This is a genomic window from Micromonospora sp. NPDC047134 (genome assembly GCF_040643455.1).
Lineage (GTDB): Bacteria > Actinomycetota > Actinomycetes > Mycobacteriales > Micromonosporaceae > Micromonospora.
The window spans coordinates 1-24,708 of record NZ_JBEYUI010000008.1 but is presented as its reverse complement, the minus strand read 5'-3'; the positions used below and the strand labels follow the sequence as shown (position 1 = coordinate 24,708).

Below are 24,708 nucleotides of genomic sequence, written 5' to 3'. Positions count from 1 at the left end.
CGATCACCGCCTGAACCCGGCCGCCGTGCCGGGCCGGTAGCGTGATCGGGTGCGAGAAACCCCGACGGTACGGCGCAAGGTGCGGCTGATGCCGGTCCGACCGGCCGGCTGGTGGTTCGACGCGCTGCTGCTGGTCGCCCTCGTCGGACTGACCGGGGCCCTGGCCGTCGGCTGGTTCTTCGGCATCGACCGGTGGGTCGCCGACTGGGCCGAGGCGAATCGGCCGACCGCCGCCTGGTGGGTCGCGGTCATCCTGAACTACCTGGGCCAGGGCACCCCGCTGACCCTGATCGCGGTCGGCCTGTCGGTGCTACTGGCCCGCCGACTGCGCTCGGTACGCCCACTGCTGGTTCCGGTGGCGGCCTTCGCGCTGACCTACCTCACCATCGGACCGTTGAAGGTGTGGACGGCCCGACCGGCACCGAGCGCCAGCATCAAGGAACCCTTCCTGCCACCGGAGCAGACCCTCCCGCTGTTCCAGGAGGACCTGCCGGTCCGGTTCGCCCAGTCGTACCCCTCCGGACATGTGGCCAACGCGATCGTCTGGTACGGCGTCATCGCGCTGCTGCTAGCCCCCCTGCTGGCGGACCTCGGCCGGAGGCTGCCGCACCGGGTGGTGCTGGCGATCCGGATCGTTCCGCCGACCGTGGTGCTGTGCACGACCACCTACCTGGGCTGGCACTGGCTGAGCGACTCGGTGGCCGGGCTGATGCTGGGGCTGCTGCTGGACCGGATTCTGCACCGGGTGCCCTGGGACGACCTGCCGCTACCCGCCCGGTTCCGGCGTTGGGACCAGCCGTTCACCAAGCCTGTCTAGGCTGCGGCAGGTGGACCAGTTGGCGCGCCGGTTGGGCGTACCCGATGCCGTGGTCATCGGTCTGGGGTCGATGCTCGGCGCGGGGGTCTTCGTGGTCTTCGCCCCGGCCGCGGCGGCGGCCGGTGGCCTAGGCCTGCTGGTGGCACTGGCCCTGGCCGGATTCGTCGCCTACTGCAACGCGACAAGTTCGGCCCGGCTGGCCGCCCGCTACCCCGAATCCGGCGGCACCTATGTGTACGGCCGGGAACGGCTCGGCCCGTTCGCCGGTTTCCTAGCGGGCTGGGGGTTCGTGGTCGGCAAGACGGCCAGCTGCGCGGCGATGGCACTGACCATCGGGGCGTACCTCTGGCCGGGGCAAGCCCGGCTCGTCGCCGTCGCCGCCGTCCTCGCGGTGACCGGGGTGAACCTGCGCGGCATCGCCAAGACCGCCACCGCCACCCGCATCCTGGTGCTGGTCGTGCTGGGAGTGCTCGCCCTGGTCGCGGTGGCCGGGGCGACCGAGGTCTCCATCGCCCGGATCGACGCGCCCGGCGGCTCCACTCGGGGCGTCCTAGCCGCCGCCGGCCTGCTCTTCTTCGCCTTCGCCGGGTACGCGCGCATCGCCACCCTCGGCGAGGAGGTACGCGACCCCGAACGCACCATCCCCCGCGCGGTGCCGCTGGCCCTCGGCCTGGTGCTGGTCATCTACCTGGTACTGGCCGTGATCGCCCTCGGGGTGCTCGGTCCGGATCGGCTCGCCGCCTCGGCCGCCCCGCTGGCCGAGGTGGTGACCGCCGCCGGGCTGCCCGGTCTGGACTGGGTGGTCCGCGCCGGGGCCACGGTCGCGGTGACCGGGGTGCTGCTGTCCCTGGTGGCCGGGGTCGGCCGCACCACCCTGGCGATGGCCCGCCGCCGCGACCTACCCGCCGCCCTGGCCACCGTGCACCCCGTACGCCGGGTGCCGCACCGCGCCGAACTGGCCGTAGCAGCCGTGGTGATCCTGGTGGTCATGCTCGCCGACGTACGGGGCGCGATCGGCTTCTCCAGCGTCACCGTGCTCGTCTACTACGCAATCACCAACGCGGCGGCGTTGACCCTCGGCCGGGACCGCGACCGGCGCCTGCCGGTGCAGGCCCTGGCCGGGGCCGGTCTGGTCGGCTGCATCCTGCTCGCAGTCAACCTGCCGCTGGGCAGCGTGCTCGCCGGTTTCGGCGTCCTCGCCCTCGGCTCAGCCTGGTACGCCCTACGCGCAGCACGCCGCTGAACCAGCCCGGTCACTCCGTCTCACGCGGATGGCCGGTGCCGACATACGTGAGCCAGACCGTACGGCGCTCGTCGTCGACGAGGCACCAGATCCGACCTCCGCCGGTCACCTCGTACTGCTGTTCCCAAGTCCCGCTACCTATTCGCCTCAGGCATCTTCAACCAACTGAAAATCACTCCGAATGACGCCATATTCCGCAGGTTCCACCCAGCAACTGAAGCGGCATCCGAGCAGGCTCGACTGCTCTACCCCCAATTGATACGCCAGAACTTCGGCGTCCGTCTTCCGGATTCTGGAGTCGCCCACCTCACGGAATTCCGCGATCCCGCCACGTTTACCAACCACGACATACTCGACCCTCCCTCCAACCCCACTTCTATCCACATGCTCGCCATGGTCGTCAGCCATCGGCTGACCACAAATGCCACATGCAGGTAGACTGGCGGTTGTATCCGGAGACATTTCAGCATCCTCTCAGGAATTTGGCGGTCGTGAGGTTCAACGTGAAGCACACGCGATGAGAATTAACTAGTCATCCGAACTCCAGCTTCTTATGCCATCCTGACGATCCGGCCAATACGGGTAATCCGGGTGGCGGATCTTGGAGCCGGCGGCAAATCCGGATTTCGGTCGGGCTCGCTGGTTGCGCCAGCGGATGTAGCCGCCGATGGCGGCGTCCTGCTCCGTGTGGCTGCGGTGGTCGATTCCGTTGAGAGCGAAGTAGCGCACTGCGGCGAACTCGGCTTCGATCCAGTGCGGGGAGAAGTTGTCGCAGATCAGAGAGAGCTTCTGGTCGGGCCAGCGGCGGCGCAGGGTCTTGAAGAAACGGAGGAACTCGCGCCAGCGTTTGCGATCGCGGATGCGGTAGTGCAGGCGGCCGGTGGCCAGGTCGAGGGCGGCGATCATGTGCCGAACGCCCTGGTCGCGGGTGTAGGTGGCGCGCAGCCGTGCCGGCTGTCCCTGGAATCGCCAGGCCCGGCCGGGGCGTGGTTGCAGGTTCAGCGGCCCGAATTCGTCGACGCAAATCACCCTGCCGCCGACGGGTGGGTGGTCGTAGAGGTCCAGGATCCGGCGCATCTTGGTCGTGAAGTCGGGATCGGTGCTGGCCTTCCAGTTGGCGAGACAGGCCCGGGATCCCTGTCGGTGGCGGGCTGCTGGGTTACGTCTGGGGAGCTGTGCTGCTTTCCGTGACGAAGGCGAAGCGGTACCGTGTGGTACAGTGCGGTACATGATGAGGATTACGCTGCGGGAGTTCCGTGATGGCGCGGGTCGTGTGTTGGACGGGGTTGAGCGCACCGGTGAGCCGGTCATCATCACGAAGTACGAACGGCCTGTCGCCGTGCTGGTCGGCATCGACGAGTGGGAGGAGATCGAGGCGTTCCGGGACCATAGGGACGCTGCGGTGATCGCTCGTTCCCGTGCCGAGGGACAGTTCGTGCCGCTGTCGGCGGCTTTGGAGTCGCTCGGGGTTGATCCTCGTGAGGTGGAGGCGCTGCTGGCTGACCGGGCCAATGGTGAGGCGGCGTGAAGGTTCAAATCGACCGGGACGTGCTGGTCTGGCTGCACAAGCAGCCACGCAACGTGTTCCTGACCGTCCTGAGCGCAATCCTCGGCTTGGTCTCCGACCCTGTGCCACAGAACTCGACCGAGATGCGCGACGGATCCGGGCGTCGGCTGCGCGTCGGTGACTACCGGATCCTCTACCGCCTCGACCGCGACGAGTTGACCATCCACGCCGTCGGGCACCGCAAGGACGTCTACACCTAAGCCACACGGTTCCCGTGGCCTTGTCTGGCCCTGTTCGCCTTCGACCCCTGGCGCTCCAGCATCCTGCTCGTCGCTGGAGACAAGGCCGGACGCTGGTAGCAGTGGGTACACCGAAGCGATCCCCCTGGCCGAGCAACGCTACGAGATCTACCTGAAGGAACGCGCCAAGGAGGGGGCCGACAGCCATGAGCAGCTACACACGCTGGAGCGACATCCGCACCGCTCACGTCGAGCGCGCCGGCGGCGAGCAGTCCGTCGAAGAAGGCAAGCGGGAACCGGATCAGTGGCCATCACCTTGTCACCGACGTTGACATCCTCGATCGGCCGACTACTGCCATCAGCCATCAACACCGGCGTCTTCGGATCAAAACTGTGCCGACGACCCGACGTCGAACACGACGCACCAACACCACCGACCGAAATACCAAACCCGCCACCACCGGAGCCGCCGGCGACCGCACCACCACTACGCGCGCCACCACCGCTCTTACGGTTCAACGCACCCAGACCCGGCACCATGTTCTCCGCCGTCGCACGCGGGTTGTAACTCCCCGTCATCGCCAGCTGCGACATCGCGTCCTCGGCACCAGCCTCGGCCGACTCGGTCGCCAACCGACCCAACAGACCAGTGCCGGCCTTCTTCGCCACCGCCGTACCGACCTTGGCCGCGATCGCACCACCAGCACCACCGACCAGACCGGTGACCGCACCGGTGCCCAGCGAACCCAACGCGTCACCAATACTGTGGATATCGCCCTGCGCCGCATCCTTCGCCAGGTTGATCAACGCCCCGGCACCCACCATGCAGGCCACCGCACCCGCACCCGCAGTCACTGCCGTGCAGGCGATACCGGCGAGGATCGCACCACTGATCGCGGCGACCTCCAGCAGGACGTCCTTGTGGTCCTTGACCCACTTCTTGGCCGCGTTCGTGGCGTCACGTACCTGGCTGACGGCCTTCTTGACGGTTCGCTGCGCCTTGGCCGCGACCTTCTTGCCAGCCTGTTTCGCCTTCGCGACCGCCTGCTTGGCCTTCTTCTTGACCTGGGCGACCTTCTTGGTGACGTGTTTCTTGGCCGCCTCGTACTTCTTCTTGACGGTGCGTTTGACCTGGTTGTACTTCTTCTTGACCTGCTGTTTGACCTGGGTGTATTTGCGTTTTGCCTGTTGGACCTTCTTCTTGACGGTGGTCTTCGCCTTCGTCACCGTCTTGGTCACCGTCGACTTGGCCGACCGATACGCCGACGAGGCGTACGAGTAGGCGCTGGAGGCGTACGACGAGGTGTACGAGTACGCCGAACGCACCGTCGAGGAGACCGAACTGACCGCCCGGGAGAAGGACTTCTTGAGGCTTCCCAGGCCCCAGTGCCCGGTGGGGTCGGTGACGATCAGCGGGTTCGCGTCGCCGTACTGGTAGCGGTTGGCGTTGATCGAGTCCGGGACCGGGCTGTTGTTGGCCGTGTCCCGGGTGTCGAACTGCCCGGTGTCGGTGTTGTACCAGCGGGCGTGCATGTTCACCCGGTTGGTCAGCGCGTCGGTCCACTCCGACTGGTAGCCGAGCTGCCCCAGCAGACCGACGGTGGCCAGCACCTTGCCGAGCGGGTCGTAGGTGACCGAGCCGGTCAGTGCCGTGCCGGTCGGGCTGAACTGGCCGACCACGTCGCTGTGCAGGTCGGTCCAGACCAGCCGCTTGTCACCGCCGGAGGCGGCACCGACCACCTCACCGGACGGCCCGCGCACGTAACTCGCGGAGGCGTCGGCGGCCAGGTCGTTGCCGAGACCGGTGTACGAGTGGCCGGGCCGCATCGCCCGACCGAGACCGTCGTACGTGTAGGTCTGCGTGCCGCCCGCGGACTGCTGCTCGATCACCTGCCCGAACGCGTCGGTACGGGTGATGTTGCCGCCGGCCTGGGCCAGGGTGCCGCGTGCGGTGTAGGTGTATCCGACGCCGTCGGCGTTGATCAGCCGGTTGCGCTGGTCGTAGTTGAACAGCTTGCTGCCGTTCTGCACCCGGTTACCGGACTTGTCGTACGCGTACACCGTGATCGCGCTGCCGTTGTTCCACGAGGTCAGCCGGTCAGCGAGGTCGTAGGTGTAGGTGTTCGCCGCCGAACCGGCGAAGCCGGTCGTGGTCTTGGCGATGATGTTGCCGTTGAGGTCCCAGTCGTACGAGATCTTCGCCAGCGACGTCCCGGACGGCGACTTCAGTTCGTCGCCGGTGAGCCGGCGCAGCGGGTCGAAGGTGAAGTTGCGGGTGTTGCCGTTCGTTCCGTACGTGATCTTCGTGACCTGGGACAGCGTGTTGTAGGTGTAGGCCATCTGCACGCCGGCCGTCGGGTTGGCCAGCGTCGAGAGCCGTCCCGCGACGTCGTACCCGTAGGAGGTGGTGCCGGCCGCGTCCTGCCGCGAGGCGAGGCGCCCGTCGGCGTCGTAACCGAAGGCCGAGTTCCCGGAGGGACCGGTCACCGACACCGGCAGATCTCGGTCGTCGTAGCTGATCGTGTTGGTGCCGCCGGAACCGGACAGCGAGGTCATCCGGCCGGCCAGGTCATAGCCGAACTCCCGGTCCTCGGTTTGCACCTCGGCACCGGCGCCGGACTGCCGGATCAGCTGGCCCGAGTCGTCGTACGAGTTGGTGACCGTGACCCCGCCGGGCAGGATCTGCCGCACCGGCAGGCCGCTGTGGTCGTACTCGATGGTGAAGGTGCGGTCGGCCGGGTTCGGGTGGGCGCTGGTGGCCGGTTCGATCTGCGACTCGGGAAGCCCCCACGAGTTGTACGTCGTATAGAAGGCGTTGCCCCGCCCGTCGGTGAACCGGGTGCGGTTGCCTTCCAGGTCGTAGCCGAACGTGGTGACGATCGAATCCGATCCGGAGATCGGCTGGATCTGCTTGGTCAGCACGCCCGTCGCGTCGTACTCGAAGGTGGTGGTGGTGCCGCGCGCGTCCGTGCTGGACACCATGTTGCCGGCCCGGTCGTAGCGGGCCACCTGCTCGGAGAGCAGAGCACCGCCCGCGGCGCGCTCGGTCGTGCGGATCGCCCGCCCGGCCAGGTCGTACTCGACGGTGGAGTACGAGCCGTCCGGCCGGATGCTCCTGGTCGTCCGGCCCTCCGCGTCGTACTCGTAGCGGGTCCGGTTGTTGGCGCCGTCGAGCACCGAGGTCGGCTCACCGAGCACGTTGTACTCGGTGCTGCTGGTCACGCCGGTCGCGCTGGTGACCACCGAGGGCCAACCCTGCGCGTTGTAGGCGTAGTGGGTGGTGTGGTTCGTGCCCTGCTGCCGCACCACCTCAGTCGTGGTGACCGTCCGACCGAGGTAGTCGTACGTCGCAGTGGTGACCGCTCCGGTCGGGTCGGTGGACGACAGCATGTTGCCCAGGTCGTCGTAGGTGTAGGTGCTCGCACCGTCGTTCGGCGCGATCGTCTTGGACACCCGCCCGAGCTGGTCGTACTCGTAGCGGGTCACCCGGCCCGCCGGGTCCGTGACGGAGACGAGCTGGCCGCCCGCGTCGTACTCCTGGGTGGTCTGCGGGACGATCGGGGTCGACGAGCCCGGCGGGGTGTACGCCGGGGCCTGCTCGGTCACCACCCGGCCGACCGCGTCGTACTCCACCACCGACCAGTTGCCGTTGGCGTCGCGGGTGTCGGTCGGCTCGTCGAACGTGTTGTAGCCGACCCAGCTGACCGCGTTGGCCATCGTCGAAAGCTGCCCGGCCTGCTCGACCAGGGCCGCCGGGGAGGTGGTCTTCACCGCCCGGCCTTCCTCGTCGTACCCGTAGTAGGTGGTGTTGCCGTTCGGGTCGGTGACGGAGGTCGGCAGGCCGTCGAAGTCCAGGGTCTGCGAGGTCCGGATGACCTGCGCGTCCGCCGCCGGCACCGCGCCGGTCCTGACCTGCCCGATCTCGGTGGCGGAGAGCGCCTTCTGGTACGCCTGCACATCACTGATCGAGCCGGGAAACCAACCGAAGCCGTCGGCGCCACCGATGGTGAAGGCGGTCGACACGTTGTTGAGGCTCTCGGTGATGTTCACCGTGGTTTGCAGCACACCGTCGGCGTAGAGCCGCATCGTCTTGTCGACGGAATCCACCGCGAGGGTCAGGTGCGTCCAGGTACCCATCACCGCGGACCCGTGCGGACCGCCGCCGCCGAACCAGGTGGTGGTGCCGTCGGCCTTGCGGACCGACATGGCGGCATACCAACGGTCGCTGACCGGCGAGTAGAAGACCTTGAGTGCGGAGTTGCCGATCGCGCCCGGCGCGGAGAAGACGAGTTGTTCGTCCCCCAGGGCGGCGTTCTTCGAGGCGAGCTTCACCCAGGCGGTGACCGAATACGCCCGGGTGGTGTCCACGACCGGGCCGGACTTGAGGTATCCGGTGGTGCCGTCGAACACGGCCGAGCCACCACGGTCGGTGGACCAGGTGACGCCACCGAGCGCGGTAGCGGGGCTGTTGCCGACGCTCGCCGAGCGGCTGGCCTCATTCCACCGCCTCCCTCGGCAGCGGCGGTGTCCCGCCCAGCGACGTGTCCTCATCATCGGGCGGGGTGGCCTCGCGGAGCAGGGCGTTCAGGCCGGAGCGCCGGGCCACCACGGTCAGCCGGTCCCCGGCCACGATCACCAGCCGGTGATCGGGCGACCAGTCGTAGCGCTGGCCGGGGCGGGCGTGGGCGAGCAGCCGTACGCTGCCGGCCTTGCCGACGGCGGCCAGTGGGCGGCCGTCGAGGGCCGAACCGGCCGCCACCGCGACCTCGGTGACCAGCAGGGCGTGCCGACCGACCGGAATGGTGGCGATCACCGCCCGGTCCAGCAGGGCGGCGGCGAACGAGGGGGCGGCCAGGTAGGAGACGCTGCGGGAGGTGCCGATGCCGAAGGCCCGCTGCACCCGCTCGGCGAAGTGGCCGTCGAACAGCCGCAGCACCACCCGGAGTTGATCGTTGAGAGTGCGGCCGTTGAGCGCGGCCCGCAGGTTGGCCCCGTCGTCCGTGGAGACCACCACCAGGGCCTGGCAGGTGGCCACCGAGGCGGCCCGCAGGGTCTCCTCCTCGGCGGCGTCCCCCACCACCAGGGGTACGCCCAGCCGGCGGGCCAGCCCGGCGCCCCGGGCGTCCGGGTTCTTGTCGATCGCCACCACCTCCACGCCGAAGTCGTTGAGCTGGGCCATCACCCGGGTGCCGATGTTGCCCAGGCCCACCACCACGACATGCCCGGACCGTTCGGGCAGGATCCGCCCGGTGTGCAGGGCCAGCCGGGCGTTGACCACCCCGTCGACGACCACCGCCGTGATCAACGGGATCAGGGCCAGCCCGGCGAGGTTGAGGATCACCTGGACCACCTGCTCGGCGGCGCCCTTGGCGGTGTCCGGGTCCTGCCCGGTGAGGGTGGTGACCAGGGTCAGGTAGAACGCGTCGGCCAGGCTGACGTGCGCCGCGTTGGCGTACAACCCGCCGAGTAGCCCGACCACCGCGAGCAGCAGGATGACCGTGATGCCGATCTTGCGGGTGGCGAAGCTGCGGATCGCCCGCAGCACGGTGGTCACCGGCCGACGCCGTCGACGTTGTCGGCGCGCCCGGGCCAGCCGGCGGGCGGCCAACTCCGTGCCGACCGGCCGACCGGCGGCCTCGGCGAGCACCAGATCGGCGGCCCGGTCGTCGGCGGGCAGCACCAGGTCCTGCTGCGGGTCGCGGGTGTCGGCCACCGGGCAGACCACCTCGCTGGGGCGTACGTCCTGGCGGCGGGCCAGGTAGAGGGTGTGACCGCCGTGCCGGAAGTGGGTGGGTGCGACCTCACCGAGGGCGGCGGCCACGAAGGCCGGGGCGGCTATCGAGGCGTCCGACAGCACCGCCGAGTCGGGGAAGATCTGCCGCACCCCGTTGGCCAGGCCGGTGTTGAACATCCGCACCACCAGGCGCAACCCGGGCTCGACTTCCTGGGCGCAGAGGGCGGCGTGCATGTTGCCCACGTCGTCCTGGTGCAGCAAAGCCAGCCCGGCCGCCCCGGCCAGGTTGGCCCGGCGGAAGGTGTGCTCGTCCAACCGGTCGGCCCGGATCACCTCGACGCCGGGCAGGTCCCGGCCGTCGGGAGCGGGGGTACGCTGCCGGGTCGGCACGATCAGGGTGATCCGCAGCCGCCCGGCCTGCGGTTCACTGCCCCGCAAGGCGAGCACCACCCAGTAGGCGAGGGGATCCTGACCGCAGATCACGTAGTGGGCCCGGGGCTCCCCGTTGACCCGCAACCGGCGGCTGGCCCGCAGGGCCCGATCGAGCAGCGGCTCCGCCATGACCGGCATGGTAGTAAGCCGGTCGCAATCCGCGCAGCCCCGCGACGATCATGATCGTCGACCGGTCGGCATGGGCCGGGCCGTGGCGGGTAGGCCCTGCGACATGCAGACCTTCCTGCCGTATCCGGACTTCCTGGCCAGCGCTCGGGCCTTGGACCAGCGTCGGCTGGGCAAGCAGCGGGTCGAGGCGATCCAGGTGCTGCGCGGGCTGACCCGGCCCGGTTACGGCTGGCGCAACCACCCCGCGGTGAAGATGTGGGCCGGGTACGAGGAGGCCCTGACCCGCTACGGGCTGGACATCTGCGAGGTCTGGTGTGCCGCCGGTCGGGCGGACACCTGCGCCGTCACCCTGGCCGCCGACCTGGCCACCGCCTGCGGCATCGAGCAGGTCCGCTCCCAGCAGGAGTTGGCCGTGGCCGGGGAACTGCCACCCTGGCTGGGCCGCGACGATCTGCATCTGAGCCACCGATCCTCGCTGATCCGCAAGGACCCCGACCACTACCGCCCGATCTTCGGCGACCAGGTACCCCTGGACCTCGAATACGTCTGGCCCCCCTCCGACCGCCCCCGCCGCTGCCTTTGAGGTGCAAGGAAGGGCCCCCTGTTAACGCCTGGCGAGGTGAAAGGGCCCCTTGTTAACACGCGACTGTTTCCGACATCTCCGGCACACTGTGGAGTCAGGGGGTGTCCGGTGGCGCTGTCGCAGGTGGTGGGTCGGCTTCTCGGCGTACGTCCGTACCAGGTCCAGCCCGGCGGGGGTGGTGCGTCCCGGGTGCCGCAGCCGGTGACCGCCCTGGTCGTCGGTGGCGGAATCGCCGGTGTGTCCGCCGCGGTGGTGCTCGCCGAGCGGGGTGTCGAGGTGACCGTACTGGAGGCCGCCCCGACCCTGGGGGGTCGGCTGGGGGCCTGGCCACAGACCCTGGCCGACGGCACCCGACAGGTCAACGAGCACGGCTTCCACGCCTTCTTCCGGCAGTACTACAACTGGCGGAACATCCTGCGTCGGATCGACCCGAAACTGCGGTTCCTGCGGCCGGTACCCAGCTATCCGGTGCTCAGCGCCCAGTGGCCGACCGAGGAGTTCGGCCGGCTACCACCCGCCCCACCGGCGAACCTGCTCACCCTGCTGGTACGCAGCCCCAGCCTGCGGCTGCGGGACCTGCGCGGGATGGACCGGGACGCCGCCCTGCCCCTGCTCACCTACGACCCGGTACGCACCTACGCCGAGTTCGACGAGCGCACCGCCGACGATCTGCTCACCTCGTTGCGCCTGCCGGACCGGGCCCGCGCGATGCTGTTCGAGGTCTTCTCGCACTCGTTCTTCAACCACGAGGCGCAGATGTCGGCCGCCGAGATGATCGCCCAGTTCCACTTCTACCTGCTCGGCAACCCGGAGGGGCTGGCCTTCGACTGCCCGGAGGACGACTACGCCACCACCATCTGGGGCCCGCTGACCCGACATGTCGAGCGCCACGGGGGTCAGGTGATGGCCGGAGTCGCGGCGACCGGGCTGCACCGGACGGACACCGGCTGGCAGGTGACGACCACCGAGGGGGCGTACCAGGCCGGGCACGTGGTGCTCGCCGTCGACCCGGCTGCCCTCGCCGCGCTGGTCGCGGCCTCCCCCGGCCTGGCCGACACCGCGCCGCAACTGGTGGCGGCGATGCCCGGGTACGGGCAGCCCGGTCCGCCGTACGCGGTGGCCCGGTACTGGTGCCAGGGGGAGGTCGCCGCCGAACGGGCGATCTTCAGCGGGGTCACCCGCCAGTCCACCCTGGACTCGGTGACCCTCTACCACCGGCTGGAGCAGGGCAGCCGACGCTGGGCCGAGGAGACCGACGGCTCGGTGCTGGAACTGCACGCGTACGCCTGCGAACCGGACGTGCCCGCGACGGAGCTGGCCGGGCGGATGTGGGCCGAGTTGACCACCCTCTGGCCGGAGGTGGGGCGGCTGCGGGTACGGGAGCTGCACGCCCGGGTGGAGGCCAAGGCGCCCGCCTTCGCGCCGGGCAGCCATGCCCGACGGCCCGGGGTACGCACCGACGCCCCCGGGCTCTACCTGGCCGGCGACGGCATCCACACCGACTTCCCCAGCGCCCTGATGGAACGGGCCGCGGCGACCGGCATCCTCGCGGCCAACCACATCCTGCGCGCGGCCGGCGCGGCCACCGAACCCCTGCGGTCGGTCCGCCCCCGGGGCCTGCTAGCCCGGCGCTGACCGACCGCATCGAAATGCGTTGCCGTCGCCCTCGGGCCACCCCTACCGTGAACGCGCAAGGTCAACCGCCGTTCACGGGAGCACTCATGTCGATGCCGCATTTGGTGCCGTCGTGGCTGCTCGGTACGGCTGGCCTGGCGGAACACCCCCGGGGTGGCCGACCCGGCTGACGCGTACCCGTACCCGTCGAGCCGCCCACCCGCCCTGGGACCGGGCGGCTCGTCGCTGTCCGGCCCGTACGTCCGTCACCGCCGTGGAGGGAGAAGCCGGTGTACGCCGTCCTCGTTGTCAACGCCGATCTCGGCCCGCTGCACCGGGTCACCGTTCCCCATGCGATCCGGATGCTCTGCCGTCGGGTCGCCGAGATCCACGAGGCCGTACCGGACCAGGTCATCGGGGTTTTCCCGGTGCCCAGGGTGGTCCGGCTGGTGCGGTACGTGGTGACCCGCTGGCGGTTCACCTCCGGCCCGGCCTGGTCCCGGGCCGGGGTGCTGGCCCGCGACGCCCGCTGCTGCGCCTACTGCGCCGGGCCGGCCAGCACCATCGATCACATCCTGCCCCGCTCACGCGGTGGCCGGAACACCTGGAAGAACACGACGGCCGCCTGCTACGCCTGCAACCAGCGCAAGGGCGACCGTACGCCGACCGAGGCGGGGATGCCGCTGCGGCGGGTGCCGGTCGTGCCGACCTGGGCGGCCCTGGCCGGGGGGTGAGGGACCGGGCCGGCGGGAACGGGGGGCGGCGTCGGATTCCCGGCGTGGCACCCGCCGGCCCTCCCGATCGGTCAGCCTGCGGGCGGAGGGCTCCAGGTGAACCGGGGCGGGCGGCGTTCGTGGAAGGCGGTGATGCCCTCGCGGGCCTCACCGCTGGCCCGTACCTGCCCGTACCACCAGTCCACCCGGGCCTCGTCGGCCCGGTCGTCGACGATCTCCTTGGCGGCCACGACGCTGAGCTGGGAGCGTTCCACGATCGTGGCGGTCAGCCGGTCGATGCGGGTGGCCAGGCGGTCCCCGGGCAGCACCTCGTCGACCAGGCCGATCCGCAGCGCCCGGTCGGTGTCGATCAGCTCGCTGGTGAACAGCAGATGCTTGGCCGCCGCCGGGCCGACCAACCGGGCCAGCCGGCGGGTGGTGGGCGCCGGGTAGACCAGGCCCAGTCGGGCCGGGGGCACCCCGAATCGGGCGTCGGCGGCGGCGATCCGCAGGTCACAGGCGACCGCCAGCTGACACCCACCCCCGACGCAAGCACCCCGGACGGCCGCCACGGTGGGCTTGGCGAAGGCGGCCAGACGCTCCTCGGCGGCGACGGCCACAGCGGCGTCGCCGGTGGAAAGCTGCTCATCCAGGTCAGCCAGGTCGGCACCGGCGCAGAAGGTGCCGTCCGCCCCGGTGAGCACCAGAGCGCGTACGGCCGGGTCCGCCTCCAGGTGATCCAGCAGTACGGGCAGTTGCCGCCACATGGCCAGGGTCATCGCGTTGCGCCTGCCCGGATTGCGGATCACCACCGTGGCCACCTGATCCGACACCGTCACGGTCAGCTCCGCGTCCGCCACTGCCCACCACCCCTCCGGCCGGGTCCAGGTCCTGCCACAAGGGCTGCTGCCCGGGTACGGCGACGATAGCGGTGCCGCCCGGCCGCCCGGCCGCCCGGCCGGGCAGGGAGCGTCACGGCCGGGCCACCGAGGTGTCAGCTCGGTGGGCCGCGCACGTGGTACGGATGGAGCCCCCGGCCGGGATCGAACCGGCGACATCCCGCTTACAAGGCGGGTGCTCTGGCCAGCTGAGCTACAGGGGCAGTGTCCGTGGTCAGCATAGCGACCGACGTCCGGTTTTCCTCCCCGGCAGGGGTCCCGAGCACGGGAAACGTCAACATCTTGACCTGCGAACGTCGATTCGTGTCCGACCGTGCCCGACTGACCGGTATGCGTATGCCGTCCGTCCCATCCAGGGTTCGACACCTTGGCAGCGCGGCAAAAGCCGTTTACCGTGCAGTGACACGGACGACATGGGAGTCATCTCATGGCGGCCGTGGCGCCGGTGCTCCCTAGCACCGGTCGCTCCTTCACTCGGATCGTCCGGCACGTTCCTGCCGGTGAAAGGATGCACCCCCTCATGGCTACGGTCACCTACGCGAAGGCGTCCCGGATCTACCCGGGCACCGAACGCCCCGCGGTCAACCAGCTCGACCTCCAGATCGGCGACGGCGAGTTCCTCGTCCTGGTCGGTCCCTCCGGCTGTGGTAAGTCCACCAGCCTGCGGATGCTGGCCGGTCTGGAGGACGTCGACGACGGCGCGATCTACATCGACGACCGGGACGTCACCCACCTGCCGCCGAAGGCCCGCGACATCGCGATGGTCTTCCAGAACTACGCCCTCTACCCGCACATGACGGTGTACGAGAACATGGCGTTCGCCCTCAAGCTGCGCAAGACCTCCAAGGCGGAGATCGACCGGCGGGTCAAGGAGGCGGCGGCGCTGCTCCAGCTGGAGGAGTACCTCAGCCGTAAGCCCAAGGCCCTCTCCGGTGGTCAGCGCCAGCGGGTCGCGATGGGCCGGGCCATCGTCCGGGAGCCCCAGGTCTTCCTCATGGACGAGCCGCTGTCGAACCTCGACGCCAAGCTGCGGGTGCAGACCCGTACCCAGATCGCCTCGTTGCAGGCCAAGCTCGGCATCACCACGGTCTACGTGACCCACGACCAGGTCGAGGCCATGACCATGGGTCACCGGGTGGCGGTCATGCTCGACGGTGTGCTCCAGCAGGTCGACACCCCGCGGGCCCTGTACGACACCCCGGCCAACGTCTTCGTCGCCGGCTTCATCGGCTCCCCGGCCATGAACATCAAGACGGTCCCGCTGACCGAGCAGGGTGCGGCCTTCGCCGAGATGTTCATCCCGCTGACCCGCGAGCAGGTCGAGGCGGCCAACGCCGAGGGCGGTGCCGGCAAGGTGACGGTCGGTTTCCGGCCGGAGGACTGCGACATCGTCAGCCCGACCGAGGGCGGCATGCCGGTCGTGGTCGAGCTGGTCGAGGACCTCGGCTCGGACGCCAACGTCTACGGCCACGCCGCGCTGGACGGTGCCTCCGAGCGGTTCGTGGTGCGGACCGACCGGCGGACCATGCCGAGCATGGGCGAGACGATCTTCGTCAAGCCGCGTGCCGGCCAGAACCACGCCTTCCACGCCACCACCGGCAAGCGCATCTGAAGTAGCAACTGACAAAGGGGCGGCCCGGCGGGCTGCCCCTTTGTCATCCTGCGCTTGGCGTCAGCCCTCGGCGGCTCGGCGGCGGGCGACCTCGGCGAGAGTGACCGCAGCGGCCACGCTCGCGTTCAGCGACTCCACCTCGGAGATCATTGGGATGCTGACGGTCAGGTCGCAGGTCTGCCCGACCAGCCGGGACAGGCCCCGACCCTCCGAGCCGACCACCACGACCAGCGGGCCGACCGCAGCCTCCAGGTCGTACAGGTCGGTTTCGCCGTCGGCGTCCAGGCCGACCACCATGAAGCCGGCGTCCCGGCACGCCTTCAACGACCGGGTCAGGTTGGTGACCTGGGCCACCGGCACCCGAGCCGCCGCACCGGCGCTGGTCCGCCAGGCGGTCGCGGTGATCCCGGCCGCCCGCCGCTCCGGTACGAAGACACCCTGGGCGCCGAAGGCGGCGGCCGACCGGATCACCGCGCCGAGATTGCGCGGATCGGTCACCCCGTCCAGGGCCACCAGCAGCGGTGCCGGCTGCTCCAGCGCGGCGGCGACCAGATCCTCGAAGGGCTCGTACGCGAACGGCGGCACCTGGAGGCCGACCCCCTGGTGCAGCACCCCCCCGGTCATCCGGTCCAGTTCGGTGCGGCTGACCTCGAGGATGGCGATGCCCCGGTCGGCCGCCGTACGGATGATCTCGTTGATCCGGTCGTCGGGGTCGATGCCCTGGGCGGTGTAGAGCGCGGTGGCCGGCACCTGGGCGCGCAGCGCCTCCAGCACCGGGTTACGGCCGACCAGCAGCTCCGGGGTGTCCTTGGACGGGTTCGACTTGCGCCCCGGCGCGACCCGGGGACCACCACGTCCGGCCGGCTGCTTACCGCGTACCGGCTTCGGGGTGGGGGTACCCCGACCGCCGCCCCGGCCCCAGGTGGTGTCCTTGGTGCCCGGCTTGCCGATCTTCGGGGCCCGGCCCTCCTCGGCCGCCGCCCGGCGCTCCTTCTCCTGCTTCCAGGCGGTGCGCTGGGGCACCTTCTCCGTACCGGAGTAGGCCTTGTGCCATGGCCGCTCGTCGGCGGGCAGGGTACGGCCCCGACCGGCGAGGGCGTCCTTGTTCTTACCGCCGGAGCCCTTGGGTGCGCTCGACTTCGAGGCCACCCGTCGGCCACGGCGTTGCGAATTGCCGGCCATCAGTCATGCTCTCCAATTGTCCAACGCGGGCCCTGTGGGGTGTCCTCGACCGCCACTCCGGCCCGCTTGAGTTGGTCCCGCAGCGCGTCGGCGGCAGCCCAGTCCTTACGGACCCGGGCCTGCGCACGCTGTTCCAGAGCCAGGGCGACCAGGGAGTCGACCACCCCACGGAGGTCGCTCGCCCGAGCGCCGCCGGTCCACGCCGGGTCGAGGGGGTCGACCCCGAGGATATCCAGCATCGCGCGGATGCTGCCGAGCGCCGTGCGTACGGTCACATCGTCCCCGTCGGCCACCGCGCTGTTGGCGTCGCGCAGCAGGTCGTGCAGGACGGCCAACGCGGCCGAGGTGTTCAGGTCGTCGTCCATCGCGGCGGCGAAGGCGGCCGGCAGTTCCCCGAGTTCACCGGGGCCCACCCGTTCGACGGCCCGCTGCACGAAGCCCTCGATCCGCCGGTACGCGACGGCCGCCTCGCGCAGCGCCTCCTCGGAGTAGTCGATCCGGGAGCGGTAGTGCGCGGCCACGTAGTAGTAGCGCAACTCGACCGGGCGCACCCCAAGATCGGCGACGTACGCCAGATCGAGGGCGTTGCCCAGCGACTTGCCCATCTTGGTGCCACCGATGCCGAGCAGCCCGTGATGCACCCAGTAGCGGGCGAAGGGCAGGTCGGCGGCCTGGGACTGGGCCAACTCGTTCTCGTGGTGCGGGAAGATCAGATCCAGCCCGCCCCCGTGGATGTCGAACTCCGCCCCCAGGTACCGCCGGCACATCGCCGAGCACTCGATGTGCCAACCCGGCCGGCCCCGCCCCCACGGCGAGGGCCAGTAGGCGTCCGCCGGCTCGTTCGGCTTGACACCCTTCCAGAGCGCGAAGTCGCGGGGGTCCCGCTTACCGCGCTCGGGGGCCTCGCAGTCGGACTGCATCTCGTCCGGCGACTGGTTGGACAGGGCACCGTACGCCGGCCAGGAACCCACGTCGAAGTACACGTCCCCGGAGTCGTCGGCGGCCGGGTAGGCGTGCCCCCGCTCGATCAACTCGGCGATCAGTTGATGCATCTCCGGAATGTGGCCGGTGGCCCGAGGCTCGTAGGTCGGCGGCAACACGTTCAACGCCCGGTACGCCTCGGCCAGCTTCAACTCGTTGGCGTACGCGATGGACCAGAACGGTCGTTCCTGCTCCTGCGCCTTGACCAGGATCTTGTCGTCGATGTCGGTCACGTTCCGGATGAAGGTGACCTCGAAACCGGCGGCCAGCAGCCAGCGACGCAGCACGTCGTAGTTGACCCCGGAACGAAGATGGCCGATGTGTGGCGGCGCCTGGAGGGTGAGCCCACACAGGTAGACCCCCACCTTGCCGGCTTCCCGCGGAACGAAGTCCCGCACCGATCGGGTGGCGGTGTCATACAAGCGAAGCGTCACCGTACAAGGGTAGCCGTCCGTCGTTCTCCCGGTCGGCCGGAGCCGGGTCGTACGCTGCTGATCGTGACTTCCCCCGCGCCTTTCGGCACCGACCCGCCCACTCCCGTCGCCCCCGGCGCCGAGGGTGGGGCGACGATCGCCGGTGGAGAGACCTCGCAGACCCTGGACCGGGGCCTGCGCCTGCTGCACCTGGTAGCGGACGCCCCCGGCGGACTCACCATCACCGAAGCGGCCAACCGCCTGGGTATCGGGCGGGCGGCGGTCTACCGACTGGTGGCCCCGTTGACCCGGCACGGAATGCTGCGCCGGGACGCCGACAATCGACTCCGTCTGGGAGCCGGGGTGCTGCACCTGGCCCGCCGAGCCCAACCCCTGCTCGCCGAAGGCGCCCTGCCGGCCCTGCGACGCCTGGCCGAGCAGGCCGGGGCGACCGCCCACCTGACCGTGGTAGAGGGCGGCGAAGGAGTGGCCCTGGCCGTGGTAGAGCCAAGCTGGACCTCGTTCCATGTGGCGTACCGCACCGGGGCCCGGCACCCCCTGGAACGCGGTGCCGCCGGGCAGGCCATCCTCGCCGGCCGGGCCGGCGCCGCCGGCCCGGTGAGCACCGTCGGCGAGTTGCAACCCGGGGCGTACGGGGTGGCAGCCCCGGTGCTCGGAGTACCCGGCCTGGAGGCGAGTGTCGGAGTGGTAGCCCTCGCCCCCCTGGACACCGAGGCGGTAGGCGCCCAGGTCCTGGCCGCCGCCACCGCAATCGCCACCGCCCTCCGCTGACCCCTCACCCACCCAGGTCTCGGGCCGGGCGGGCCGGGGCGCGACGGGCGGGCTGGCGCGAGTCTCCCTCGGTCAGGCCGTGGTGGGGTCGGTGGCAGGGGTTCGCGTGGGGCCTATACCACGGCGGGGCGGTGGCGCGCGGGTTGTCCACAGGGGCTGTCGATCATGGAGGCCATGGTTGTCCACAGGGGTCCCGTAGAGCCGATCGCAGGCCGCACGGTAGAGACATGCCACCTTCCCCGTACCGGCCAGCCGCCCTAGCGTGGCAGGTGTTTCGCGGTTCCGAGGCGATCCGCGACCGCCTACTGACCCGGCACCAGCTTCGCGGTGGGGCCTGGGTCCGCCTGATGCACGACGTGTACGCCGACGCACGCCTCGACCGCAATCACGAGTTGCTCTGCCGAGCGGCCTCGCTGCGCCTGCCAGCCGGGGTGCTGATGGCGGGCCCCTCAGCGGCCTACCTGCACGGTATCGAACACGCCGCGACCTTCACCGACGAGGTTCACGTCCTGGCCCCGATGCACCTGCGACTCGGCTCGCAACACGGCATCCGAGTCCACACCCTCGGCCCACGCCACCCGCAGCGCGGCATCCCGGCCCACGCAGCAGTTTCGCGTCCGTCACCGAGCCAAAGCCCAGGCCAACCGCAGCTGCCCGGTCGACCAGCCACCGCCACTACCGAACAGCACAGCCATCAACCAGGCACAGGAACCAGGCCGACGAGTGCGCAGCCCTTGCTGCGGTCGGATGCCGTTTGTGCCGCCTGGGAGTGCGCGGTGTGGCTGGAACCCATGCAGGCGATCGGCATCATCGACGCCATGCTCCGGCAGGAACTGGTCGACTCCGCCGGGCTTGCCGCTGTGGCCAGGGCGAACACGGGCCGCCCCGGAGGTCGGCGGGCCGAGTGGGTGTTCGGTCTGACCGATGCGGGTGCCCAGTCGCCGCCGGAGTCACAGCTGCGGGTCCGGCTGATCCTGGCCGGGCTGCCCCGACCGGTCACTCAGCATCCGGTGCGATCGATCAGCGGGCGGATTCTGCATCCGGACCTGTCCTGGCCGGAATACCGGGTGGCCGTCGAGTACGACGGGCACCGGCACAGCGATCCCGAGCAGCTGCACCTCGACCGCCAGCGGATCAACCAGTTGGTGGCCGCCGGCTGGCAGGTGCTGCACGTGACCAGCCGACGCCTGCACCGCGACTTCCCGGGACTGGTACGGGAGGTCCGTACCGCCCTCGTCGCCGCCGGCTGGCGCCGCTGACCAACCCAGGCGCCACCCGTGGACGCAACCCCAGCCGCCTAGCCCTCCAGCAGGGGGGTGATCCACTCCGTTACGGCGAAGTGGCGGTCACCCAGCACCCGGGTAACCGCCACTTCGGCGAAACGGTGAATCAGACCTTCCCGCGAGGCTAGCGGCGCAGCGGGGTGGTCACGGCGGCGTAGGCGTCGATGATGCCGTGGCCGTAGAAGCCGTTGAAGGAGGGTGAGCCGGCGCAGTAGGCGTCGAACTCGGGCGAGCGGCCCTCGTTGGTGTAGGTCTGCAACCTGGGCTCGGGGCAGGCCCGCTCGGCGGCCGTGCGGTACAGGTGCCGCTCGACCACGTCGGGCGCGAGGCCGAAGCCACCCCGGCCCTGCGGCTTGCCGTACCGGCTGACGATGAGCGCGGCCACCCCGGAGGCGTGCGGTGCGGCCATCGAGGTGCCCTGGAGGTACGTGTAGTAGGCGCACTGCCGGTTGGCCTTGCACTCCTTGAACACGAAGGTCTCCGCGCCCGGCACGATGTTGCCGTCCTCGTCGACCGTGCCCTCCTCCTGGAGGACCTTCAAGGGGTACGTGGACAGGATCATGTTGGCGTCGGTACGGAAGGTGTCCGTGCCGAAGCCGTCCCGGAACCATCCGCCCGGGGCGGCGATGGCGGTCTGCTCGGTGCCGTAGTTGGAGTAGTCCGCCTTCTTACCGGAGGGCCCGACCGACGCGACGCTGATGACGTGCGCCCCTTCGGTGGGCAGGTTCCAGCAGCTGTTGTTGTCGATCTCGCGGGGGTACGGCGCCACGTCCCCGTAGTTCGGGCTGGAGATGTCCGTACGCGGGTCGCCCAGGTCCTCGTGGTTGTTGCCGAGGGCCCCGATCAGGGTGACACCCCGGTCGTGGGCGTAGGTCAGGGCCCGCTTCATGGCCCGGATGGTGGCCTGCTGGGCGGCCTGCGCCTCCGGCGAGTCGGCCGGGTTGGCGGTGCAGTTGTACAGCCACGGGTCCACGTAGAAGGACATGTTGACCACGTCCAGGCCGGACCTGCCGGCGTGCAGCAGGGCGTTGACGACCGGGTTCAGGAAGAAGTAGCCGGCGTCCTGGCCGCCCTTGAGGTTGACCAGGGAGACCTTGGGAGCCACCCCGGAGAGGCCGAAGCCGTTGGCGGCAGCGCCGATGGTGCCGGCGACATGCGTACCGTGTCCGCCGTCGTCCGTGCCGACCGGGTCGAGGCAGCTGGGCACCTCGCAGGGCCCGTCGATCTCGGGGATGTCGGGGGCGAAGTTGCGCGACAGAGCCCAGTTGAAGTTCGGGGCGATGTCCGGGTGGCTGGCGTCGACGCCGGTGTCCAGGACCCCGACGGTGACCCGACCGTCACCCGGCTCGATCTTGCGCGCCTTGTCGGCCCGGATCATCTCCAGGCCCCAGAGCTTGTCGTCCAGCGGGTCCAGCTTCTTGCCCCGCTGCTTGCCGGCCCCCTTGGCGGCGGCTGCCAGCAGGTGCTCCTGCTCGACCCGGTCCAGCTTGGGCTTGCGGCCGATGGCCTTCTCCTCGGCGGCGCCGATCAGGGCGGCCGCAGCGGTCGCCTTCGTCGCGAAGTCGGCCCGGTCGCTGGTCACCTGGAACACACCGACCTCGTCGGTACGGGACACCACGGTCCCGCCGGCCGACCGGATCGCGGCGATGGCGGCGTCGGCGGAGACCCCGTCCTCCGCCACCACGGTGAAGGTCCGGACTACGCCGGACGGCTCGGCACCAGCGGGCACGCCCAGGCCGGTCACCGTGAGTGCCAGTGCCGCCGCGGTCGCGACGACACCGACGGTGAAGCGCTTGCTCACCACATCGAATCCTCTCGTTGAGGGACGTGGCGTCATCAGACATCAACGCATGATGTTTCGCCAGACCGGTATCCGCTAGGAATTGAAAAGTCTGCTTCGCCGGAAAGGCCGACCAGGACAGCGGGCAGCTCGGCAAGGGAGCAAACTGCCGCATCCGGCAGCACCTCAGGGGGAAGCGACTCACCCCGCCGGTTCAGCCAGACCGCCCGCAACCCGGCCCGCTGGGCGGCGACCACGTCGAAGGCAAGGTTGTCGCCGACGTGCACCACCTGCGAAGGTGTCACCCCGGCCGCCTCGCACACCCGGGCGTAGAACTCCGGTGCGGGTTTCTTCGGCAGGCCGTTCTCGTGTGCGTACACCTCGAAGGTGAACTCGCTGGCGAGCCCGCAGCGTTCGGCGCGGCTGTTGCCGTTGGTGGCGTAGCCGAGCATCCACCGTTGCCGCAGGGTGGCCAGGGCGGGCAGCACGTCGGGATAGGGCCGGGTGAGCGCGAACCGGCGGGCGAAGAAGACCTCGGCCAGCTCGTCCAAGTGGCCGTCGAGGCCCGCCCGGGCCAAGGAACGGGCCAGTGCCGTTCGACGGATCTCCCGCACCGGAGCCGAGGCCAATTCGCCGAAGACGGCGTCCCAGTCGGATTCCAGGTCGGCGAGCGACACCTCGGCCGCCGCCGGGGTGCGGCGCCGCATCTCGTCGAGTACGGCCACCAACCCGCCGGTGACGGCCGGGCGCAGGTCGAGCAGGGTCTCGTCGGCGTCGAACACCACCGCGCTCAGCATGTCGACCAGGGTGTCAGGTGAGGGCCGGCTCCGCCGCCTTCGGCTGCTCGGGGAGGGCGGGTGCGCGTAGTTCGTCGATGCGGACCAGGGCCACCCCGGCGACGATCAACGCCCCGCCGAACAGTTGCACCACCGTGGGCAGTTCACCCAGTACCAGCCAGGCGATCAGCACCGCGAACATCACCTCGGTCAGCCCGACGAAGGATGCCATCCGGGCACCCAGGACCCGGGTGGCGGCGATCCCGGCCAGGTAGGAGATCACCGCGGCCACCAGGACCAGGCCGGCGATCGGCACCAGCCAACTCATCTCCTGCCCGCCGAACTGCACCGTGCCGAAGTCGGCCCGCAGCGGCAGGACGCCGACCAGGCCGAGCAGCAGCAGCACCCCGGCACCGACCGCCATGCCGCCACTGGCCATGACCACCGAGGGCAGGGCGGAGTCGACCCGTCCGGCGAGTACGAAGTAGCCGGCCAGGCCGACCGCCGCGCCCAGTCCCCAGAGCACCCCGATCGGGTCGAGTCGGCCCGCACCGGCCATGTCGAGCACGAAGAACAGGCCGGCCAACGCCGCCACCGAACCGGCCACGGTCAGTCGACGCGGGCGCTGCCCCTGCACCAGCCAGGTCCACCCGACGACCAGGATGATGCCGAGATATTCCAGCAGCAGCGCCACCCCGACCGGCAGATAGCGCACCGCGTTGAAGAAGCAGACCTGGGCGACCGACACCCCCAGCACCCCGAAGACCCCGATCGAGGCCAGGTTGCGGCGCAGCACCGGCCACCGGCCCCGCATGATCAGCAACGCGGGGGTGGCCAGCACCAGGGCGGCCAGGCCGACCCGGGCGATGACGACCGACTCGGCGGACCAACCGGCGTTGATCAGGGACCGGGCGAAGGTGCCCGAGGTGGCGAAGGTGACCGCGGAGAGCAGGGCCAGCGCGAGGCCGGCACCGGCAACGGGTGATTGACGCATGACTCTCCTTGGCACGGCACCGCGACATCGGCAAACTAGGGTTACACCGATGACGCTAGAGTCGGGCCACGACAGGAGTCAAGTTGCTCTTCGCTCATGACACCGAGTGTTCCCTGATCGCCGCCGCCGCGCTGGTCAACACCGCCGGCCAGGGCGGGGAGGGACTGCCCGACGTGGAGGCCCTGAGCGCCTTCTTCACGGCCCACGCCTACACCGGAAGACACGAACACACCGAAACCGAACTGCGGGCGGTACGCGCCCTGCGCCCCCGGCTGCGCCGGATCTGGTACGCCGACATCGACGAGATCGTCACGATCGTCAACGGGCTGCTCCGCGAACACCGCGCCCTGCCCCAGCTCATCACCCACGACGACGAGCCGTACCACCTGCACGCCGTGCCCCGCGACGCCCCGCTGGCCACCAGAATGGCGGTCGAGGCGGCCATGGCCATCGCAGATGTGGTGCGCGGCGGCGAACTGCGCCGGTTACGCACCTGCGAGTACCCGGACTGCGACAACGTGCTGGTGGACCTGTCGAAGAACCGGTCCCGCCGATTCTGCGAGGCCGGCTGCGGCAACCGGGCCGCGGTCAACGCCTACCGCGCCCGCAAGGCCGCCGCCCGCCCCTGACCCCGGCGACTTTGGGTACGTTTCTTGTCGCCGGAGCAACAACAAACGCACCCAGATCCGCCCGGCGGGGCGGTCAGTGGGCGCGCCCGGCCATCAGCCAGCGGGTCACCGCGATCCGCAGCAGCACATAGGGACCGTGCGGGCCGTCCACACTGACATCCCATTCGTCGTACCGCCGGCGCAGGCCCGCCACCACGGCGGCCGGAAAGGGTCGGCGGAGGATGCTCGCGGTCCCTTCCGCTACGACCGGCGCGTCCCCGTCGGAACCTGTCAAGTCAAGTGAGACGTTTTCGTGGTCAGGTGTTCTGTAGTTCGGTGGGTTGAGCTGCGGGTTTGTTGATCCATACGGTGGTCGG

At 70.2% G+C, this 24,708-nt stretch carries 21 protein-coding genes, 1 tRNA gene and 3 pseudogenes; 13 read left to right on the top strand and 12 right to left on the bottom strand.

The genetic code is table 11. From position 1 onward, the window contains the following. The first annotated feature begins 88 nt into the window (after window positions 1-88). On the top strand, window positions 89-817 hold the full coding sequence (locus ABZ795_RS12485) for a phosphatase PAP2 family protein (protein ID WP_357530475.1): 729 nt from the start codon (window positions 89-91) through the stop codon (window positions 815-817). Window positions 818-827: 10 nt separating this feature from the next. Next, window positions 828-2,060 carry an APC family permease gene (locus ABZ795_RS12480; RefSeq protein WP_357530375.1) on the top strand — a complete coding sequence of 411 codons (1,233 nt, stop codon included), beginning with the start codon at window positions 828-830 and terminating at the stop codon, window positions 2,058-2,060. A 147-nt stretch (window positions 2,061-2,207) separates the two neighbouring features. Here ABZ795_RS12480 and ABZ795_RS12475 read toward each other — a convergent pair whose 3' ends face one another. Together ABZ795_RS12475 and ABZ795_RS12470 are read right to left on the bottom strand one after the other, a co-directional pair. Next, the gene (locus tag ABZ795_RS12475) at window positions 2,208-2,468 is read right to left on the bottom strand and encodes a hypothetical protein (RefSeq protein ID WP_327023840.1); all 261 of its coding nucleotides are present in this window, start codon (window positions 2,466-2,468) and stop codon (window positions 2,208-2,210) included. Between the two features lie 120 nt (window positions 2,469-2,588). Further along, window positions 2,589-3,137, bottom strand: a complete 549-nt coding sequence (locus ABZ795_RS12470) for a transposase (protein WP_357530374.1) — start codon at window positions 3,135-3,137, stop codon at window positions 2,589-2,591. 151 nt (window positions 3,138-3,288) lie between these two features. Between ABZ795_RS12470 and ABZ795_RS12465 the strand changes: the two genes are divergently transcribed. The 4 genes and pseudogenes from ABZ795_RS12465 to ABZ795_RS12450 all read left to right on the top strand — a co-directional run. After that, window positions 3,289-3,588 (top strand): type II toxin-antitoxin system Phd/YefM family antitoxin, encoded by a 300-nt coding sequence (locus tag ABZ795_RS12465; RefSeq protein ID WP_327023838.1) that lies wholly within the window; start codon window positions 3,289-3,291, stop codon window positions 3,586-3,588. Further along, entirely contained in the window at window positions 3,585-3,827 is a 243-nt protein-coding gene (locus ABZ795_RS12460; RefSeq protein ID WP_357530373.1) for a type II toxin-antitoxin system RelE/ParE family toxin, read from the top strand. Before ABZ795_RS12465 ends, ABZ795_RS12460 begins: the two co-directional genes overlap by 4 nt. Before the next feature lie 30 nt (window positions 3,828-3,857). Further along, window positions 3,858-3,999: pseudogene (locus ABZ795_RS12455) on the top strand (type II toxin-antitoxin system RelE/ParE family toxin); the annotation flags it as partial. Between the two features lie 13 nt (window positions 4,000-4,012). Continuing rightward, window positions 4,013-4,102 (top strand): annotated as a pseudogene (locus tag ABZ795_RS12450) (XRE family transcriptional regulator); the annotation flags it as partial. Window positions 4,103-5,204: 1,102 nt separating this feature from the next. On the opposite strand, the pseudogene ABZ795_RS12445 reads toward ABZ795_RS12450, so the two are convergent. Next, window positions 5,205-8,357: pseudogene (locus ABZ795_RS12445) on the bottom strand (LamG-like jellyroll fold domain-containing protein); the annotation flags it as partial. Next, the gene (locus ABZ795_RS12440; RefSeq protein WP_357530372.1) at window positions 8,302-10,101 is read right to left on the bottom strand and encodes a TrkA family potassium uptake protein; all 1,800 of its coding nucleotides are present in this window, start codon (window positions 10,099-10,101) and stop codon (window positions 8,302-8,304) included. The pseudogene ABZ795_RS12445 and the gene ABZ795_RS12440, both read right to left, overlap by 56 nt. Before the next feature lie 103 nt (window positions 10,102-10,204). Here ABZ795_RS12440 and ABZ795_RS12435 point away from each other — a divergent pair, with 103 nt between their 5' ends. The 3 genes from ABZ795_RS12435 to ABZ795_RS12425 all read left to right on the top strand — a co-directional run bounded on the left by ABZ795_RS12435 (window position 10,205) and on the right by ABZ795_RS12425 (window position 13,032). Continuing rightward, the gene (locus ABZ795_RS12435; RefSeq protein ID WP_357530474.1) at window positions 10,205-10,684 is read left to right on the top strand and encodes an MSMEG_6728 family protein; all 480 of its coding nucleotides are present in this window, start codon (window positions 10,205-10,207) and stop codon (window positions 10,682-10,684) included. A 108-nt stretch (window positions 10,685-10,792) separates the two neighbouring features. Then, on the top strand, window positions 10,793-12,319 hold the full coding sequence (locus ABZ795_RS12430) for an FAD-dependent oxidoreductase (RefSeq protein WP_357530371.1): 1,527 nt from the start codon (window positions 10,793-10,795) through the stop codon (window positions 12,317-12,319). Window positions 12,320-12,588: 269 nt separating this feature from the next. Next, complete coding sequence (locus ABZ795_RS12425) at window positions 12,589-13,032, top strand: HNH endonuclease (protein ID WP_327023830.1); 444 nt, start codon at window positions 12,589-12,591, stop codon at window positions 13,030-13,032. A gap of 71 nt (window positions 13,033-13,103) precedes the next feature. Here ABZ795_RS12425 and ABZ795_RS12420 read toward each other — a convergent pair whose 3' ends face one another. Together ABZ795_RS12420 and ABZ795_RS12415 are read right to left on the bottom strand one after the other, a co-directional pair. After that, window positions 13,104-13,871 (bottom strand): enoyl-CoA hydratase/isomerase family protein, encoded by a 768-nt coding sequence (locus tag ABZ795_RS12420; RefSeq protein WP_327023829.1) that lies wholly within the window; start codon window positions 13,869-13,871, stop codon window positions 13,104-13,106. 165 nt (window positions 13,872-14,036) lie between these two features. Beyond that, window positions 14,037-14,113, bottom strand: a tRNA-Thr gene (locus tag ABZ795_RS12415). A 317-nt stretch (window positions 14,114-14,430) separates the two neighbouring features. Between ABZ795_RS12415 and ugpC the strand changes: the two genes are divergently transcribed. Next, entirely contained in the window at window positions 14,431-15,522 is a 1,092-nt protein-coding gene (gene ugpC / locus ABZ795_RS12410) for a sn-glycerol-3-phosphate ABC transporter ATP-binding protein UgpC (protein ID WP_327023828.1), read from the top strand. A 60-nt stretch (window positions 15,523-15,582) separates the two neighbouring features. On the opposite strand, the gene rlmB is transcribed toward ugpC, so the two are convergent. Continuing rightward, a complete protein-coding gene (rlmB, locus tag ABZ795_RS12405; protein ID WP_357530370.1) occupies window positions 15,583-16,704 on the bottom strand; it encodes a 23S rRNA (guanosine(2251)-2'-O)-methyltransferase RlmB in 1,122 nt (373 codons plus the stop codon). Further along, window positions 16,704-18,119 (bottom strand): cysteine--tRNA ligase, encoded by a 1,416-nt coding sequence (cysS, locus tag ABZ795_RS12400; RefSeq protein WP_357530369.1) that lies wholly within the window; start codon window positions 18,117-18,119, stop codon window positions 16,704-16,706. The genes rlmB and cysS overlap by 1 nt, the downstream gene beginning before the upstream one ends. Before the next feature lie 135 nt (window positions 18,120-18,254). Here cysS and ABZ795_RS12395 point away from each other — a divergent pair, with 135 nt between their 5' ends. Together ABZ795_RS12395 and ABZ795_RS12390 are read left to right on the top strand one after the other, a co-directional pair. Next, complete coding sequence (locus tag ABZ795_RS12395; protein ID WP_357530473.1) at window positions 18,255-18,890, top strand: helix-turn-helix domain-containing protein; 636 nt, start codon at window positions 18,255-18,257, stop codon at window positions 18,888-18,890. Window positions 18,891-19,666: 776 nt separating this feature from the next. Beyond that, complete coding sequence (locus tag ABZ795_RS12390) at window positions 19,667-20,149, top strand: DUF559 domain-containing protein (RefSeq protein WP_357530368.1); 483 nt, start codon at window positions 19,667-19,669, stop codon at window positions 20,147-20,149. A gap of 148 nt (window positions 20,150-20,297) precedes the next feature. Here ABZ795_RS12390 and ABZ795_RS12385 read toward each other — a convergent pair whose 3' ends face one another. Genes ABZ795_RS12385 through ABZ795_RS12375 form a run of 3 tightly spaced genes read right to left on the bottom strand, consistent with a single transcriptional unit; the run spans window position 20,298 to window position 23,723 of the window. After that, the gene (locus ABZ795_RS12385; protein ID WP_357530367.1) at window positions 20,298-21,974 is read right to left on the bottom strand and encodes a S8 family serine peptidase; all 1,677 of its coding nucleotides are present in this window, start codon (window positions 21,972-21,974) and stop codon (window positions 20,298-20,300) included. A gap of 35 nt (window positions 21,975-22,009) precedes the next feature. Beyond that, a complete protein-coding gene (locus ABZ795_RS12380) occupies window positions 22,010-22,750 on the bottom strand; it encodes an HAD family hydrolase (protein WP_357530366.1) in 741 nt (246 codons plus the stop codon). A gap of 13 nt (window positions 22,751-22,763) precedes the next feature. Then, a complete protein-coding gene (locus ABZ795_RS12375) occupies window positions 22,764-23,723 on the bottom strand; it encodes an EamA family transporter (RefSeq protein WP_357530365.1) in 960 nt (319 codons plus the stop codon). Window positions 23,724-23,806: 83 nt separating this feature from the next. On the opposite strand from ABZ795_RS12375, the gene ABZ795_RS12370 reads away from it, so the two are divergent. Beyond that, on the top strand, window positions 23,807-24,352 hold the full coding sequence (locus ABZ795_RS12370; RefSeq protein WP_357530364.1) for a CGNR zinc finger domain-containing protein: 546 nt from the start codon (window positions 23,807-23,809) through the stop codon (window positions 24,350-24,352). A 73-nt stretch (window positions 24,353-24,425) separates the two neighbouring features. Here ABZ795_RS12370 and ABZ795_RS12365 read toward each other — a convergent pair whose 3' ends face one another. After that, window positions 24,426-24,626, bottom strand: coding sequence for a hypothetical protein (locus ABZ795_RS12365; RefSeq protein ID WP_357530363.1), 201 nt, complete (start codon window positions 24,624-24,626; stop codon window positions 24,426-24,428). Window positions 24,627-24,708: the final 82 nt, after the last annotated feature.